Genomic DNA, 16,577 nt, shown 5'->3' on the forward strand with positions numbered 1-16,577 from the left:
CCTGCGGGTTCCGACATAGTGACTACAGGAGTAACCCCACCATGTTCTCGCACGAAAGCCTTCCCCTCATTGTCATTTTCATCATCATGCTGCTGGGCGTGCTGGCGGCCGTTTTACATCCCGTCCATGCCTTGTTCAGCTGGCTTCGTCGGCGCCGCGAAAGAGCCGCCGTCCAGGCCGCTGGCGCAGAACAAGACAAGGGCTGATCGGCGCGTCTGGCGCGGCACCACCGTGCACCTTCACCAATGCCGAAGCCGATCCACCTGCCCACCCGCCCGCGCCGCTGCGTCACTGCCAGGATGGGTCGCATGCTGCAGTTCCCGCGCATCATGGCTGCAATAGATCTTCACCGCCGCACGCTGATCCGCCGCCAATTGGCGCAGGCGCTGCTGGTTGTGCAAGCGTGCGTGGCGGTCGGTGTCCATCATGTATTGGTAGAGCCGCATGCCGGGTGGGCAGCGGCGTGTGGGCAGGTGCACTTCGTCATGATGAAAATAGGCATCGCCGGCGTGCAGTTGCCAGCCTTCGGCAGTGCGCAAGGCGATGCCGGCGTGTCCGGCGGTGTGCCCGCTTAGCGGTACCAGCAAAATGTCCTCTTCTTCGGCGCCGAACACTGCGCGCACCGAATCAAAGCCAAACCAGGTATCGCCCTGTGGGGCATACAGCTCCCAATCCACGACATCGCGCCATTGCGCGGTCACAAAGCGCCGCCGCGCGATCCAGCCGCCCGCCCGCGTGGCATGCTGAAGTTCCTGCTGCATGACATGCACGCGCGCACGAGGAAAATCCTGCAGGGCGCCGGCGTGATCAAAATCCAGGTGGGTGAGCAAGATATGGTGCACATCGTTGGCGTCGAAGCCCAGCCGGCGGATCTGCTCCAGCGCGGTAAAGCGGTGCTCCAGGCGAATGTTATTAAGCGTTCTGAAAAAACCGCTCAGGCGCTGCGGATGCTGCACGTCCTGCTGGCCGAAACCGGTGTCCACCAGAATCAAGCCGTTGCTGGCGGTTTCGATCAGCAGGCAGTGACACACCACCGACGCGGTCAGGCCGCGACTGTAGCCATCGAACAAAGCGCCACCCAGTGGGCACATACAGCCGCAATTCAAATGATGCACACGCATGTCAAACCTTCCTCGCGCCGGATGCGCTGTCGACCTTCGTCTGAGGTTGACCCGGCTCGCACGGACACTGCTCGAACCAATCGACGTGTGGCACCGCTAACCGCTACCGCCCGGCCACAAACGCCGTTCATCGTGCGTGCGGTTCAGTCATCGACGTTGCAGCCCATCGCCTCAGTCAATCCAGGGGAACAACCTGCCGCTTGCAGCGTCATCACTAAAAGCGCGAGGAAATTTGTCTGCCTCGCGCGTGCACAAACCCACCAACTCAAGGTGCGCCCATGTCCGCCAGTAACCGCGAAACATCGACTGAACACGTCACCGATCAACCTGAACGACAACTGCACATTGAAGACCAAGGCGACGGCCTGACAGATGATCAGCGGGCGAGTCGCGAACAGTCCGATCGCCAGGACGGGGCCCGCGTCAAGCCGGGTCCGGCCGATCAGGACAGGCAAGCCAAGCGCTGAGCTTTGACCTTTGATGTATCAGAAAAAGGACGGCACTCATGTTTGATAAAAAGCACCGCTACATCGTCAGTTTCATCATCGACAACCAGCCGGATAACAGAACGCTGGAACACGACGGCGACACCCTCGATCCCCAACAGGCCGAAGCGCTGCTCAAAACCACTTTTCCTGAACTCAAGGACGCGCGCCTGAGTGACGTTCAAGTGCAAAAACGCACCAAACCCGATGAAGACGACAACATCCCCGGGCACTACCAGCAGCCCTGAACCTGCGCACCCAAGTGCCGCCTGGCATCAGCGGGAGTCAATGCAAGGAGAAGACCATGTCTGTCGAACCGCATTTGACGTGGTGGAAAAACGTCGTGATTTATCAGGTGTATCCACGGTCATTCGCCGACGGCAACGGCGACGGTGTTGGCGATCTGCCCGGGTTGATCGACCGGCTCGATTACCTCAAGGCCTTGGGCGTCAGCGCCTTGTGGTTGTCACCGGTTTACCCGTCGCCCATGTGTGACGCCGGGTATGACATTTGCGATTACACCGGCATCGATCCGCTGTTCGGCAGCCTCGCCGACCTCGATCAACTGGTTTCGCAGGCACACAATCGCGGCCTCAGGGTGCTGATGGATTTCGTGCCCAATCACACCTCGGATCAGCACCCCTGGTTTGTCGAATCGCGCGCCAGTCGCGACAATCCCAAGCGCGACTGGTACATCTGGCGCGACCAGCCGAACAACTGGCGCGCCTCGATCGACGGCGGCAGCGCCTGGACCTGGGATGAAGGCAGTCAGCAGTATTACCTGCACTTCTTTTTGCCGCAGCAGCCTGACCTCAACTGGCATAACCCACAGGTCGTCGAAGCCATGCACAACGTGCTGAGGTTCTGGCTGGATCGCGGCGTCGACGGCTTTCGGATCGATGTCGTGCATTGCGTCGGCAAGGACCCGAGTTTCGCCGATGACCCACGCTGTCTGGCCGGCGAAACCATGGTGCAGATCAATGATCAGCCCTACAGCCATGAAGTGCTGCGCGGGCTACGGCGCCTGGTCGACCGTTATCCCGGCGACCGTGTGTTGATCGGCGAAGTGAATATTCGCTCGACCGCGCGGGTTGCGGCGTATTACGGCGCCAGCGATGAGTTACACATGTCATTCAATTTTCCGCCGCTCGATGCGCCTTGGGATCCGGTGGTGTTCCGCCTGTGTATCCGTGAGGTCGAGCGTTGCCTGGGCGAGCAGCAAGCGTGGCCGACCTGGGCATTGTCCAACCACGACAACAGCCGGATTCGCAGCCGCTACGGCGGTTCGCGGGCCAAGGCGCACGCCGCGGCGGTCATGCTGCTGAGCCTGCGCGGTACGCCGTTTATTTTTCAGGGCGACGAGCTCGCGCTGGAAGACACCCAAGTGACCGCGCAAACCCGCGTCGACCCCGGCGGACGCGATGGCAGCCGCGCGCCGCTGCCGTGGACAGCGCAACCGCCTCACGGCTGGACCGGCAAAACGCCGTGGCTGCCCTTCCCGCCAGATGCCGCCGCGCTGGCCGTGCAGGCGCAGGAAAACCCCAACGACTCGACGCTCAACCTGTACCGGCGCCTGCTGCGCTGCCGCCAGGACAGCCCGGCCTTGCGGGTCGGCGACTGGACGGAGCTGCCCTCGCACCCGCAATTGCTGGCGTACCGCCGACACTGCGAGGACGACGAGCGCATTGTCTGCATCAACTTCGACGAGGCCGAGCACACCTTTGCCCTGACCGGTGACTGGCTGATCGAAGTCGCCAGTGATCGTCACGGTGAGAACCGGCCGTTTGCCGGGATTGTCGGTCCGCTGCAAGCCGTCATATTGCGTCCCACAGGAGTCGCCCATGAGCGCTGAATGGCCGCACACCACGGTGATCTACCAGATCGATCCTTCACTGTTTTTCGACCGCAACGACGATGGCTGCGGCGACCTCGCCGGCATCGTCGAGCGCCTTGATTACTTGCGCTCGCTGGGTGTCGGCGCGCTCTGGCTGCTGCCAATCTTTGGTTCGCCGTTTCGCGACGGCGGCTATGACGTGGACGATCACCGGATCATCGCACCGCGTTTTGGCCGCGAAGACGATTTTCGTCTATTGATTGACGAGGCGAACAAACGCGGCATGCGCGTCATCCTCGAACTGGTGTTGCAACACACCAGTGAGCAACATCCCTGGTTCGAACAGGCACGTCAGGACCGCACCAGTCGCTATCGCGATTACTTCATCTGGGCGGACGAACCGATCGACGACGGCAACCAGCCTATCTTTCCCGGCGTCGAGGACAGCATCTGGCAGTGGGATGAGCAGGCCGGGCAGTTTTATCGGCATCTGTTTTACCGACATGAGCCGGACCTGAACCTGGCGAATCCTGCGGTGGTTAAGGAGATCGAGCAGATCATCGCCCACTGGCTGCACCTGGGCGTTGCCGGGTTTCGGCTCGATGCGGCGTCCCATGCGGTCGAACAGGCCGGCGGCGGCAATGAGGAGCACGGCGTGTGGCTGCTGGAGCGGCTGGCGGCGCACGCCCGCTCGATCAATCCCGACTGCCTGCTGATGGGCGAAGTGGATGTCGAACCGGCGCGCTTCCGCCACTACTTCGGCACGGGCAATCGCTTGCAACTGGCGCTGGATTTCTGGCTCAACAATCACGTATTTCTGGCACTCGCCCGAGCGCGCGCCGAGCCGCTGTGGCGTGCCTTGCAACATCGCCCGGCAGCACCGGACGGTACCGGTTATGCGCTGTGGCTGCGCAATCATGACGAGCTGGATCTGGAGCGCCTGACGGAACAGGAGCGCGAGGAAGTCATGCAAGTGTTTGCCCCACAACCGCACATGCGCGCTTACGGTCGCGGCATTCGTCGGCGCCTGGCGCCCATGCTCAACGGGGATGTCCGGCACCAGGCGCTGGCGCACGCGCTGCTGGCGTCGTTGCCGGGTACGCCGATCATCCGCTACGGCGAGGAGATCGGCATGGGCGATGATTTGCTGCGGCCCGAGCGCCTCGCGGTGCGCACGCCGATGCAGTGGAGCGCTGAACGCAACGGCGGTTTTTCCCGGGCGACACCGAAAAATTTTCCCGCGCCGCTGATCGACCAGGGACCATTCGGTTACCCGATGCTGAATGTCGCGATGCAGCAAGAAAAGCCCGAATCTCTGCTCAGCCGTTGTCAGGCGATTTTCCAGATGCGTGCCGTGCTCACGGAAGTCGGCAGCGGCACGGCGCACCCGCTACCCTGCGAGCACCCGGCGGTTTTTGCCATTCGCCACGAGGGCGAGGCGACGACGATCATGCTGGCCAATCTCGGGCACCATCCAGCCGCGCTTGAACAGACAATGATTCAGGCGCTACAGGGGTTCGAAGAGATTCTCGCAGACGGCACTTACCCTCCGCCGGCCAGCGCCAACACGGCGCTGACACTGAACGGATTTGGCTACCGCTGGTTTCGCCGCGGCGGTTCAAAACAGCAACAGCACCGCCGCGCACACCAGCGCCAATAACGCAGACAATGCCGTGACCTGCGTCGATGTCAGCGCCAGCGCCGAGTCCTTCGAGCGGCCGACAAACCTTCCGCGTGTGCGGTGCAGGTCAGTGCTCTGCGCCTCGTATAGATTATCGCCACGGTCGGCGTCGTCACTTTCGTTGCACATCTGCCCAGACCAGGCCTGGCGCGCCAGCATGCGGTCGAGCAGGCCCGGCATCAGGCAGGTTCCGACGATTGCTTTGATCGTTGCCATGCCCAGCCACAACTCTCGGGGCGGACGCCGCACAACGCTAAAGATCGCACGGGCGGCAACGTCGGGATCGTGGATGGGCGGCACCGGTTGCGGACGCTTTTCCAGCTTGTTGCGCGCCCAGTCGAACTGCGGCGTGTTGACCGCTGGCAGTTGCACCATGCACAGGCGAATCCTGCTGTGGTCATGCAACAGTTCACAGCGCAACGCGTCGGTAAAACCGCGTACGGCAAACTTCGCGGCGCAATAGGCTGCCTGCAACGGGATCGCCCGATAGGCCAGCGCCGAGCCGACCTGAATGATCAGCCCCTGATTACGCGGGCGCATCAAGCGCAAGGCGGCCAGGGTGCCGTGAACAGCGCCCAGATAAGTCACTTCGGTGACTCGGCGAATCTCCTCTGCGGTGAGTGTCGCCACGGGTGAAAACACCGTGGTCATGGCGCAATTGATCCAGATCCGCAGCGGCCCCAATTGCGTTTCCAGCTCATCCGCCGCCGCTTGCACGGCTTGCGCATCGGCCACATCGACACTGATGGCCTTCACCGCGACGCCGTACTGCGCCAATTCTGCACATGTTTCCGTGAGCGCGGCTTCATCGCGTGCCAGCAGGCCTATGCGGTAACCGCCGGCGGCGAAGCGCTGTGCCGTGGCACGCCCTACGCCTGCGCTCGCGCCGCAAATTACCACCAGATCGTTGTTCTGCTGATCCATTGTTCTGCCCGCCTTTTGTCTGGTTGTTCCTAACAAAATGGACGACAGGTCAACGCCGACAGTTCGATTTTTTGCCTGCGTGGTGAAGGCCAATCCCCGCCTACCGACCTGCGACTGAACCAACGCTTCGGGCGGGTGATCGTACGGCGTAGGGTATAGACTGTTTGGCTACTGAGTTTCGGACACGCAGCACAACCTGGCCGGTACTGTTCGGCCAACCTGCAACCCCTCAAGGCAACCGTTAAATGGCAGCATTTTCCTGCCCTGATCATTTCGGAGACCACGATGCTTCGCCTGTTTGAACAAAGGCTTGACCCCTTTCCTCCCGACGAGGCCCCACCACCGCCAGTCGGTCTGTTCCAGTTTCTGTGGGCCTGCACGCGCGGTGCGCGCCGCTACATTCTTGTCTTCGCCCTGCTCAGCGCCAGCGTGTCCATTTACGAGGCCTGGCTGTTTTCCTTTCTCGGGCAAGTGGTCGATCTGCTGTCGACCTGGCAGACCGGGGGCGCGGCGAGCGATGAGGAAAGCCGTGTGCTGTGGGGCATCGGCATTGTGCTGGTTGTCAGCATCGGGCTGGTGGCGCTGCGCACGATGGTGCAGCACCAGATCCTGGCGATCAATCTGCCGCTGCGCCTGCGTTGGGATTTCCATCGACTGATGCTGCGACAAAGCCTGTCGTTCTTCTCCGATGAGTTTTCCGGCCGGGTCACGACCAAGGTGATGCAGACAGCGCTGGCCGTGCGCGAAGTGCTGTTCACGCTGATCGAGATCCTGCCCGGCATTGGCGTTTATTTCATTGCGATCATCGCGCTGGCTGGCGGCTTCGCCCTCAAGCTCATGCTGCCGTTCCTTGCCTGGATCGTGCTGTTCGGCCTGGCGATGCTGTATTTCGTACCGCGCCTGGGCCAGGTCGGCCAGGAACAGGCCGATGCGCGCTCGTCGATGACCGGGCGCATTGCCGACGCCTACACCAACATCACCACGGTGAAACTGTTCTCCCACTCCAAACGTGAAGCGCACTTCGCGCGCGCGGCCATGGAAGATTTCAAGCTCACCGGTTTTCGCCAGATGCGTCTGGTCAGCCAGTTCGAGATCGTCAATCAGGCCCTGGTGGTCGGGCTGATTCTTGGCGCTGGCGGCTACGCCCTGTGGCTGTGGCACCAGGGCCAGGTCGGCACGGGTGCCGTGGCCGCAATCACGGCGATGGCGTTGCGCATCAACGGCATGTCGCACTGGATCATGTGGCAGATGACTTCACTGTTCGAGAACATCGGCACCGTGCAGGACGGCATGGACACCTTGACCCGCGGCCCGAAAGTCCAGGATGCGCCGGACGCCAAGGTATTGGTGCCGACGGGCGGCGCAGTGACGTTCGATAACGTGAGTTTCAACTACAGCGGTGAACGCCAGGTGCTCGATGGTTTGAGCCTGAACATTCGTGCCGGGGAAAAAATCGGCCTGGTCGGCCGTTCCGGTGCGGGCAAATCGACGCTGATCAATCTGTTGCTGCGTTTCTATGACGTGAACAGCGGCGAGATCCGCATCGATGGGCAAAATATCGCGCACGTCACGCAGGACAGCCTGCGCAGTGCGATCGGCATGGTCACGCAAGACACGTCCCTGCTGCACCGTTCGATTCGCGACAACATCGCCTATGGCCGCCCGGATGCAACCGACGAACAAATCCGCCGCGCCGCCGCGAATGCCCAGGCCGACGGCTTCATCAGCCAGCTGAGCGACAAACAAGGCCACAGCGGTTACGACACCTTGGTGGGTGAGCGCGGCATCAAGCTGTCGGGAGGCCAGCGCCAACGTATCGCCATCGCCCGGGTGATGCTCAAGAACGCGCCGATTCTGTTACTCGACGAGGCCACCAGCGCGCTGGACTCCGAAGTCGAAGTCGCGATTCAGGAAAGTCTCGATGAGATGATGAAGGGCAAGACGGTCATCGCCATCGCCCATCGATTGTCGACGATTGCGGCCATGGATCGCCTGATTGTCATGGATGAAGGTCGCATCATCGAGCAAGGCACCCACGCCCAGTTGCTGGAAAAGAACGGTACCTATGCGCGGCTCTGGCAGCACCAGAGTGGCGGCTTTCTGGGCGAGGATCAGGGGCTGACCGAGACGCTGGAACAGGCCTGATCGCCGACGGACCGTAACGGCCTTTGCGGTTCGCCCATACAACAAAGCCCTGACAAGTCAGGGCTTTGTTGTTTCATGCTGGAACTCAGTGGGACTTCTTCGACACCGAGGAGCCCGCATTGCTCAAGCCTTTGGCGTTGTGATCGCCCGGCGTGGTCGTCGAGATGGCCCGGGCCTTGCTGATGCCGCGAGTGTCTCGGGAGTTGGCGACTGCAGAGGTGGTCGAACCGTGGCCATTGCTGTCCGCATTCTTGTCACCGCCGTAGTGATTGCCGCTCAGGCCGTGATCGCGAACGGCTTTCCCGGCGGGGTCGCTGCTCATTCCGCCACGATTGCTGCCGGCATCGCCGGAGTGGCTTGAGCCGCCGCGACCGCCAGCGTTGCCGCCGCCGTTACCGCCACCGTTGCCACCACCATTACCACCACCGCCGCCACCGTTACCGCCGCCGCCGCCGCCACCGTCTTTGGCGTATGCCGAACCCATCACGGACAGGTCGGCAGGCAGAAGAGGCGCGGCTGCAAGCATCAGGGCGCAGGACATTACAGCAACGAGACTCTTGTTCTTTAAAAGCATGATTGCTTCCATAAAGGTTGATATCGCGAAATTAAGACGCGACAACGCCGATACAGTTCAAGCGAGGCGACGGATGGAGGCTGCCCAGGCGATGCCCGAGCAGCCATTCACAATCCGATCATGCGGCCATCTGATTCAGGGCTTGAGAATCAGCACCGGTTCGCCCTTTTTGACGACGTAGGTGGCCAGTTCCGAGGCCTTGTCGCTGCCAACATTTTTCGCGACGTGCGCCACACCTTGTGGAATCAACAACGACTCCCCGGCCTTGAGGATCACCGGTGCGCGGCCTTCCAGTTGGTATTCGAACGTGCCGCTGAGCACGTGAGCGATTTCCACGCCAGGGTGCGCGTGTCTCGGCGAAGTTACGCCCGGTTCGAAATCGATCCGCGCCTGGATCACTTCGCTGTCGACCGCGCCCACGTCCTGGCGCACCAGGTCCGTGCGGCTCAGCCCCTTCTGCCAGCTCATGGCCCCGCTGTCAGCGGCCTGTGCCGTGCCGATCAGACAAGCGAAGACAGCGGCGGTAGCAAGAAACAGTGGACGATTCATGGTAGTGCCCTCTCAAACGTAGTGGTTGTGGCCCTACTTTGAGCACGGCATGTACGCAGGATGTGTCCGGAATACCGCGTTGATTATTGCGGTGTATACCCGGGCGGGATTGATACACGCTCATACAAATGCTTCGCGGTTTTACTCAAGCGCTGCCAGGCAGGCCATGTCATCATGGAATCTGTAAACTGGCGCGCTCTCAACTTGTTCAAAGGGACCACCATGACCACTCCAGACATCACGTTCACGCCCGATCCGGACGCTGACTCGATTTCTTCCGACGTTGCCACCTTCGGCGGGATCATGGTCTCTACGCAGATCCCGACCCGCGCTGACGGCAGTCTGGAACTGGGCGATATCACCGCGCAAAGCGAATGCACACTGCAAGCATTGAAAGCCGCTCTGGAGCGCGCCGGCAGTTCGATGGACCGGGTCATGCACCTGACCATCTACCTCACCGACATGGCCGATCGCGCCGCGTTCAATGAGGTTTACAAGCGTTTCTTCGCCAAACCATGGCCGGTGCGTGCGGCGGTGGGCGTGGCGTCGCTGGCTGTTGAGGGGATGCGTGTGGAAGTAACGGCGATGGCGGCCAAGGCCTGATTGTTCAGCCTGTGAGCAGATTTATCGCCTGACATGGCCCCTTCGCGAGCAGGCTCGCTCCCACAAGGACTGTCGCCATCCACGAAACTGCCTGACACCCCGAAAAAACTGTGGGAGCGAGCTTGCCCGCGAAAGCGCCGGGTCAGTCAACCGATGCGCCGCCTGATATGACCCCTTCGCGAGCAAGCTCGCTCCCACAGGGACCGGGGCCATCCACGAAACTGCCTGACACCCTGAAAAAACTGTGGGAGCGAGCCTGCTCGCGAATGCGCCGGGTCAGTCAACCGATGCGCCGCCTGACATGGCCCCTTCGCGAGCAAGCTCGCTCCCACAGGGACTGTCGCCATCCATAAAACTGGCTGACACCCCGAAAAAACTGTGGGAGCGAGCTTGCTCGCGAAAGCGCCGGGTCAGGCAGCACATCTGCCGCTGACAGATGGCGTTCGTCCGAGCGACACGGGTCACTGGCCCATGCCGACCGATGCCAACTGAGCATGGCTTTCGCCATCGGGCAGTGCATGCGTGCCCGCCGTGCATTTCGCGAGTAGAATGCGCGCCTGACCGTGACTGCCTGACTAAAAAAACTATGTCCTTGCCCAAGCATCATCTGGAATTGCTCAGCCCTGCCCGCGATGTCGCCATCGCTCGTGAGGCGATCCTGCATGGCGCCGACGCCGTGTACATCGGCGGCCCGAGCTTCGGCGCGCGCCACAACGCCTGCAACGAAGTCGGTGAAATCGCCGATCTGGTGGAGTTCGCCCGCCGCTACCATGCGCGGATTTTCACCACCATCAACACCATCCTGCACGACAACGAACTGGAGCCGGCGCGCAAGCTGATCCATCAGTTGTACGACGCCGGCGTCGATGCGCTGATCGTCCAGGACCTGGGCGTGATGGAGCTGGACATTCCGCCCATCGAACTGCACGCCTCGACCCAGACCGACATCCGCACGCTCGAGCGAGCGAAGTTCCTTGATCAGGCCGGCTTTTCGCAACTGGTACTGGCCCGCGAGCTGAACCTGCAGGAAATCCGCGCCATCGCCGATGAAACCGACGCGGCCATCGAATTCTTCATTCATGGCGCGTTGTGTGTGGCCTTCTCCGGCCAGTGCAACATTTCCCACGCGCAGACCGGGCGCAGTGCCAACCGTGGCGACTGCTCCCAGGCGTGCCGCTTGCCGTACACCCTCAAAGACGAAAAAGGTGGCGTGATCGCCTACGAAAAGCACCTGCTGTCGATGAAGGACAACAACCAGAGCGCGAACATTCGTGCGCTGGTTGAAGCCGGTGTGCGTTCGTTCAAAATTGAGGGTCGCTACAAGGACATGGGCTATGTGAAGAACATCACGGCCTATTACCGCCAGCGCCTCGACGATGTGCTCGAAGATCGCCCGGATCTGGCCCGCGCCTCCAGCGGCCGCACCGTGCATTTCTTCATGCCCGACCCGGAAAAAACCTTCCACCGCGGCAGCACCGATTACTTCGTCACTGATCGCAAGATCGACATCGGCGCTTTCGACTCGCCAACCTTTACCGGCCTGCCGGTCGGTACGGTGGAAAAAGTCGGCAAGCGTGACATGCAGGTCGTGACCCAAGAACCACTGTCCAACGGTGACGGCCTGAACGTGCTGGTCAAACGCGAAGTGGTCGGTTTTCGCGCCAACATTGCTGAGGCCAAAGGCGAGTTCGAAGAAGACGGCGAGAAGCGCTACCGCTATCGCGTCGAGCCGAACGAAATGCCCGAAGGCCTGTTCAAGCTACGGCCGAACCACCCGTTGAATCGCAACCTCGATCACAACTGGCAACAGGCGCTGCAAAAGACCTCGTCGGAACGTCGCGTGGCCCTGAGCTGGGTTGCCCGTCTGCGTGAAGATAAGCTGGAAGTGACCGCAACCAGCGAGGAAGGCATCAGCGCCAGCGTCAGCCTCAACGGACCGTTTGGCGTCGCCAACAAACCGGAACAGGCGCTGGAGCAACTGCGCGACCTGCTCGGCCAGCTCGGCACCACCCAGTACCACGCCACCGACGTCAAACTCGATGCGCCACAAGCGTTCTTCATCCCCAACTCGCAGCTCAAGGCCCTGCGCCGCGAAGTGATCGAAGCGCTGACGGCCGCGCGTGTTGCCGCCCACCCGCGAGGCAGCCGCAAAGCCGAAACCAGCCCGCCGCCGGTGTACCCGGATTCGCACCTGACCTTCCTCGCCAACGTCTACAACCAGAAGGCGCGCGACTTCTATCACCGCCACGGCGTCAAGCTGATCGACGCGGCCTATGAAGCGCACGAAGAACCGGGCGAAGTGCCGGTGATGATCACCAAGCACTGCCTGCGTTTCTCCTTCAACCTGTGCCCGAAACAGGCCAAAGGCGTGACCGGCGTGCGTACCAAGGTTGCCCCGATGCAGTTGATCCACGGCGACGAAGTGCTGACGTTGAAATTCGACTGCAAGCCGTGCGAGATGCACATCATCGGCAAGATGAAAGGCCATATTCTCAATCTGCCGCAACCGGGCAGCGTGGTCGGCCACATCAGCCCCGAAGACCTGATGAAAACCATCCCGCGCGCACCGCACTGAGTGACGGGCGTGCGCGGTGCTTCGGTGCCGCGCACGCCTGCCCCGCTCTGCCTGAGCGAATCGCAGGCATAAAAAAACGCCAACTTCTTGCGAAGTTGGCGTTTTTTAATAGATGGCAGGGGCGGCTGGATTCGAACCAACGCATGGCAGGATCAAAACCTGCTGCCTTACCGCTTGGCGACGCCCCTGTAGCTCTGTCCAGCGACTCCTAGAAGATCGCTGTGAGAACGGGGCGCAATTTATCAACATTCATTTCGTTTGGGAAGCCCGAAATGAAATATTTTTTGTTTTAAAACAGCGACTTATTATTTTTGCCGAAAATCGTGCAGCGGCCATGCCCTCTTCGCCTCGTGTATCACACTGTGTACGCGCCCCTCTACCGTACAACGCCTTGCAAAATAGCCGTCCCTCGACACATGGCAGATACGTCTGCGCGCTCCAATGCAGCCAAGGTTTCAAGGGGCTCGTCCAGCCCCTGACCCAGTAATTGCAGGAGACGTCACGATGAAAAAAGCTCAACCCTTGCGTAAAACTGCCGTCGGTTTATCGATGCTGGCCTTGTCGCTGTTCGGTTCAATCAGCGCCGTCCAGGCGCAAACCGTTGAACCGGCGGCCGTCAGCTATACCACGCCCTCGCCGTTCGGCCCGCTGAAACACGTCAAGGCCGGCGTGCTTGACGTGGCTTACGCCGAAACCGGCCCCGCCGATGGCCCGGTGGTCATCCTGCTGCACGGATGGCCGTACGATATTCACAGCTACGACGACGTCGCGCCGTTACTCGCAGCCAAGGGTTATCGGGTGTTGATGCCGTATGCGCGCGGTTATGGCGATACGCACTTTCTCTCCAAAGGAACCCTGCGCAACGGTCAACCGGCCGCGCTGGCCAGCGACGTCATCGACTTCATGGATGCGCTGAAGATCAAGCAAGCGGTGCTCGGCGGTTATGACTGGGGCGCCCGTTCGGCAGACATCGTCGCGGCGCTCTGGCCGGAACGGGTGAAGGCGCTGGTGGCCGTCAGCGGTTATCTGATCGGCAATCAGGCTGCCGGGCAGAACCCGTTGCCGCCCGCAGCGGAATTGCAATGGTGGTATCAGTTCTACTTCGCCACCGACCGGGGCCGCGCCGGCTACGAGAAAAACACCCATGACTTCGCCAAATTGATCTGGCAACTCGCTTCGCCACAGTGGAAGTTCGATGACGCGACCTTCGACCGCAGCGCCAAGGCCTTGCAGAACCCCGATCACGTCGACATCACCGTGTTCAACTATCGCTGGCGGCTGGGCCTGGTTCAGGGCGAGGCGAAATACGCAGCGCTGGAACAGAAACTCGCCACCGCGCCGTCAATCAGCGTGCCGACCATCACCCTTGAAGGCGACGCCAACGGTGCGCCGCACCCCAGGCCCGAGGACTATGCCAAGCGTTTTACCGGCAAATATCAGTTCCGGTTGATCGAGGGTGGGGTTGGGCATAATTTGCCTCAAGAGGCTCCGAAAGCGTTCGCCCGGGCTGTGGTGGATGCCGATCACCTCTGAAGAAAAACCCCTCGAGGGCAAAAACGGCGGGGTCTATTTGACCAGCCGTTTTTCTTTCGATGGGCGATAACCGAAGTATGAGCTGTAGCATTTGCTGAAATGGCTCGGCGAGACGAATCCGCAGGCCACCAGCACTTCCACCTGTGACAGTTCAGTGTGTTGCAGCAGGCGCCGCGCTTCGGTGATACGCAGCTCCAGGTAATAGCGCTGCGGCGTGGTGCCCAGCTGTTCCTTGAACAGGCGCTCCAACTGACGCCGCGAGCGCCCCGCGTAGACCGCCAGTTGTTCCAGTTCCAGCGGCTCTTCGAGGTTGGCATCCATCAGCTTGATCACTTCACGCAACGGCGCGCTGACGCAGATGTTTTCGTCCGGTTTGATCCGCCGGTAGCGCGACTCCTCGAAGGCCAGAATGTCTTCAATGCCCTCGACCAACGCTTTGCCATGCAAGCCCTTGATCCAGTCGAGCGCCATGTGGAACGCCCCGGACGGGCTGGAGGCGGTGAGGCGGTCGCGATCAATGACGTAGGGTTCGCTGCTGACATGGGTGCTCTTGGCGATTTCGGTCAGCGCCGGGCGATGTTCCGGGTGGATTGCGCAGCGATAGCCGTCGAGCAGACCGGCGCGGCCGAGAAACCACGAACCGTTCCACAAACCGGCGAGACTGACGCCCCGCTCTGCCGCCGCTTTGAGCAGCCCGATGAACTCGTCACTGGCGCGCAGTTCGGTGCGATAACCTCCACACACAACTAAAAGGTCCAGCGCTTGCAGCGCCGCTGGATTCAGCCGTGCATCAGGGCGAATGACCAGACCCAGGTCACTGATCACCTCGCCATCGCCCAACCCGAAAGTGCGCGACGAGAAAAGCCCCGGACGCAACAGGTTGGTGGTGACCACCGTGTCCAGTGCCTGGGTGAAGGCCGGTAGCGAAAAATGTTCGAGGAGCAAAAAACCGGTGCGGGTCACACCGCTGCTGGCGGTGTCCTGCTCATTCAGATAGCGGAGGTTTTTGCCCTTCATGCCTCCGCTGAATTGACGTCGTTCGATCAAGGTCGGGTCCATCGATGGTGTTGTTATCCGTCGATAGTTGGCCGGATCTGCGCCGGAGTCAATCGCGCCTGTGGTTGAGGGCTCATCGCGCCGGATATGGCGGGCGAGAACTGCGACGGCGACCTAGCGTTCGGATGTTGGCGGACAAGGGTCGCCCGAACGCTCTCGCTGCAGGAAAACGCCGATTTCCTCTACCGCAAAACCAACGTCATAACCGGCGCGGATCAACTCCGCGAACCGAAGCATCACTGAGGCCTCAGCATCCAGCGCCAACGCATTGACCATCAACTCACGTATCGGCGCGCACAGTTCAGCGTCGACGCCAGATGCACACGCCCGCCCGGTGACATGGGCAATGCGGGCGGCCGCCGAGACGCCGCTGGTGTGCTCGTCAATGCCGAATAGCTCGCCAAACAACATGCCCAATGTACCCGCCGGTTGCAGCTCCGGTCGGCTCCAGGATCTGAGTTCGAGTGACTCTCGCTTTACCTTCTCCAGGTACCTCCTGATTTTGCCAGGAATCGTCGCGGCGGCTTTCACGCGATTGTAGTAAGGGTGGCTGGCCAGACTGGCAGCGTCTTTGACGACCTTCCAGGCGACAAACCAGAGCTGAGAAATACTGTAGGTTTGCAGGGCTGCGCGCAGGGTACTTTTTACTTCATCCCACTCCTGCTCGGCGAGTTCATGACCGTACCACTTGCAGTAGTCGCCCAAGTAACACATGACATCGGCAATGGCGTAATCAAGCCACAGGCTGAAAATGCCATCTGCATCCGTATAGCTACGCTCCGACAGAGCGCGGATAACCTCGTCGCCGTCCGCAGCAGTAGTGCCAGGCATCAACAGGTAGGCCACCTGAGCGCTGACCTGCCAGACCTCATCCCCTTCCCAGTAATACGTTCCAGGCTTTGCTTTTGAGGGATCCTCAAGCAGAAGGCCCGCGTCCTTCAAGGTTTTGAGAAAGTCGTCGCGATACCGAGGTGCCAACCCTCGACAATCAGCGAGCGTAAACCCAGCCTCGGTCAGCCTGGGCGTGACCGCCCTGTCCAGGGCCAACAGCAAGAGCACTTGCGCGTCCGCCACCGCAGCGTAATCCACCACCCGGCTGGCTTGTTTGCGATGGTGCTCTGCAAGAAACACCTCAAGCCTCGCCGCTTTCGTTTTCTCGGCCTCCCGCGCTAACGCATCCCTTTCCTCCTGGCACCGAGTGCAGAGCGTGGTCGAGCGCAATGGACTTTTCCAGGCTTGGGAGCGGTTGCGAATTTCGACCCATTCATCACATTCGGGGCACATCTGGTTTTCATCAAACGCTCTGCACCGCTGGCGTATGAAGGCCGCCAATGTGACGCCCTGAGGCAGTTGCAGAACCTCACTCAAGGCATTTACCTTTTCAAGAAACTGTCCTGATTCATTTATCGCCCAGTAACGCTGAATCAACTCGATTTCCTTAGGGTCTTCGGTCAGTAGTTCTAGCCTGATTGCCATGCCAACGGTCCTGTTGTCTTC

General features: G+C 61.0%; 15 protein-coding genes and 1 tRNA gene. 9 read left to right on the forward strand and 7 right to left on the reverse strand.

Annotated features, from left to right (window positions below; genetic code table 11):
- Positions 1–41: 41 nt before the first annotated feature.
- Positions 42–206: a hypothetical protein gene (locus tag HU765_RS09700; RefSeq protein ID WP_186619921.1), complete on the forward strand. Its 165-nt coding sequence runs from the start codon at positions 42–44 to the stop codon at positions 204–206.
- Positions 207–239: 33 nt separating this feature from the next.
- Here the strand turns inward: HU765_RS09700 and HU765_RS09705 are convergent, their stop codons facing one another.
- On the reverse strand, positions 240–1,121 hold the full coding sequence (locus HU765_RS09705; RefSeq protein WP_186619923.1) for an MBL fold metallo-hydrolase: 882 nt from the start codon (positions 1,119–1,121) through the stop codon (positions 240–242).
- A 278-nt stretch (positions 1,122–1,399) separates the two neighbouring features.
- On the opposite strand from HU765_RS09705, the gene HU765_RS09710 reads away from it, so the two are divergent.
- From HU765_RS09710 to HU765_RS09725, 4 genes are read left to right on the forward strand one after another with little or no spacing between them, the layout of a single operon-like run.
- Positions 1,400–1,588 (forward strand): hypothetical protein, encoded by a 189-nt coding sequence (locus HU765_RS09710; RefSeq protein WP_186619925.1) that lies wholly within the window; start codon positions 1,400–1,402, stop codon positions 1,586–1,588.
- A gap of 38 nt (positions 1,589–1,626) precedes the next feature.
- On the forward strand, positions 1,627–1,854 hold the full coding sequence (locus tag HU765_RS09715; protein ID WP_186619927.1) for a hypothetical protein: 228 nt from the start codon (positions 1,627–1,629) through the stop codon (positions 1,852–1,854).
- A 56-nt stretch (positions 1,855–1,910) separates the two neighbouring features.
- Positions 1,911–3,458 (forward strand): alpha-amylase family glycosyl hydrolase, encoded by a 1,548-nt coding sequence (locus tag HU765_RS09720; protein WP_186619929.1) that lies wholly within the window; start codon positions 1,911–1,913, stop codon positions 3,456–3,458.
- The gene (locus HU765_RS09725) at positions 3,448–5,100 is read left to right on the forward strand and encodes an alpha-amylase family protein (RefSeq protein WP_186619931.1); all 1,653 of its coding nucleotides are present in this window, start codon (positions 3,448–3,450) and stop codon (positions 5,098–5,100) included. The genes HU765_RS09720 and HU765_RS09725 overlap by 11 nt, the downstream gene beginning before the upstream one ends.
- Here HU765_RS09725 and HU765_RS09730 read toward each other — a convergent pair.
- On the reverse strand, positions 5,059–6,045 hold the full coding sequence (locus HU765_RS09730) for an SDR family oxidoreductase (protein ID WP_186619932.1): 987 nt from the start codon (positions 6,043–6,045) through the stop codon (positions 5,059–5,061). The two genes, HU765_RS09725 and HU765_RS09730, sit on opposite strands and share 42 nt — an antisense overlap.
- Before the next feature lie 285 nt (positions 6,046–6,330).
- Between HU765_RS09730 and HU765_RS09735 the strand changes: the two genes are divergently transcribed.
- Positions 6,331–8,190: an ABC transporter ATP-binding protein gene (locus HU765_RS09735; RefSeq protein ID WP_186619933.1), complete on the forward strand. Its 1,860-nt coding sequence runs from the start codon at positions 6,331–6,333 to the stop codon at positions 8,188–8,190.
- 85 nt (positions 8,191–8,275) lie between these two features.
- Here HU765_RS09735 and HU765_RS09740 read toward each other — a convergent pair whose 3' ends face one another.
- Both HU765_RS09740 and HU765_RS09745 read right to left on the reverse strand, forming a co-directional pair.
- Entirely contained in the window at positions 8,276–8,764 is a 489-nt protein-coding gene (locus tag HU765_RS09740) for a hypothetical protein (RefSeq protein WP_186619935.1), read from the reverse strand.
- 135 nt (positions 8,765–8,899) lie between these two features.
- Positions 8,900–9,313, reverse strand: a complete 414-nt coding sequence (locus tag HU765_RS09745) for a cupin domain-containing protein (RefSeq protein WP_186619937.1) — start codon at positions 9,311–9,313, stop codon at positions 8,900–8,902.
- A 222-nt stretch (positions 9,314–9,535) separates the two neighbouring features.
- Between HU765_RS09745 and HU765_RS09750 the strand changes: the two genes are divergently transcribed.
- Together HU765_RS09750 and HU765_RS09755 are read left to right on the forward strand one after the other, a co-directional pair.
- On the forward strand, positions 9,536–9,916 hold the full coding sequence (locus HU765_RS09750; protein ID WP_186619939.1) for a RidA family protein: 381 nt from the start codon (positions 9,536–9,538) through the stop codon (positions 9,914–9,916).
- 586 nt (positions 9,917–10,502) lie between these two features.
- A complete protein-coding gene (locus HU765_RS09755; protein WP_186619941.1) occupies positions 10,503–12,491 on the forward strand; it encodes a U32 family peptidase in 1,989 nt (662 codons plus the stop codon).
- A 113-nt stretch (positions 12,492–12,604) separates the two neighbouring features.
- Here the strand turns inward: HU765_RS09755 and HU765_RS09760 are convergent.
- Positions 12,605–12,679 (reverse strand) — tRNA-Gln (locus HU765_RS09760).
- 316 nt (positions 12,680–12,995) lie between these two features.
- On the opposite strand from HU765_RS09760, the gene HU765_RS09765 reads away from it, so the two are divergent.
- Positions 12,996–14,024, forward strand: a complete 1,029-nt coding sequence (locus HU765_RS09765) for an alpha/beta hydrolase (RefSeq protein ID WP_186619943.1) — start codon at positions 12,996–12,998, stop codon at positions 14,022–14,024.
- A 33-nt stretch (positions 14,025–14,057) separates the two neighbouring features.
- Here HU765_RS09765 and HU765_RS09770 read toward each other — a convergent pair whose 3' ends face one another.
- Together HU765_RS09770 and HU765_RS09775 are read right to left on the reverse strand one after the other, a co-directional pair.
- Positions 14,058–15,083: a GlxA family transcriptional regulator gene (locus HU765_RS09770; protein ID WP_186551347.1), complete on the reverse strand. Its 1,026-nt coding sequence runs from the start codon at positions 15,081–15,083 to the stop codon at positions 14,058–14,060.
- Positions 15,084–15,194: 111 nt separating this feature from the next.
- On the reverse strand, positions 15,195–16,556 hold the full coding sequence (locus HU765_RS09775; protein WP_186619945.1) for a hypothetical protein: 1,362 nt from the start codon (positions 16,554–16,556) through the stop codon (positions 15,195–15,197).
- Positions 16,557–16,577: the final 21 nt, after the last annotated feature.

Origin of the sequence: Pseudomonas sp. SWRI81, assembly GCF_014268545.1 — a bacterium.
GTDB lineage: Bacteria > Pseudomonadota > Gammaproteobacteria > Pseudomonadales > Pseudomonadaceae > Aquipseudomonas > Aquipseudomonas hamedanensis.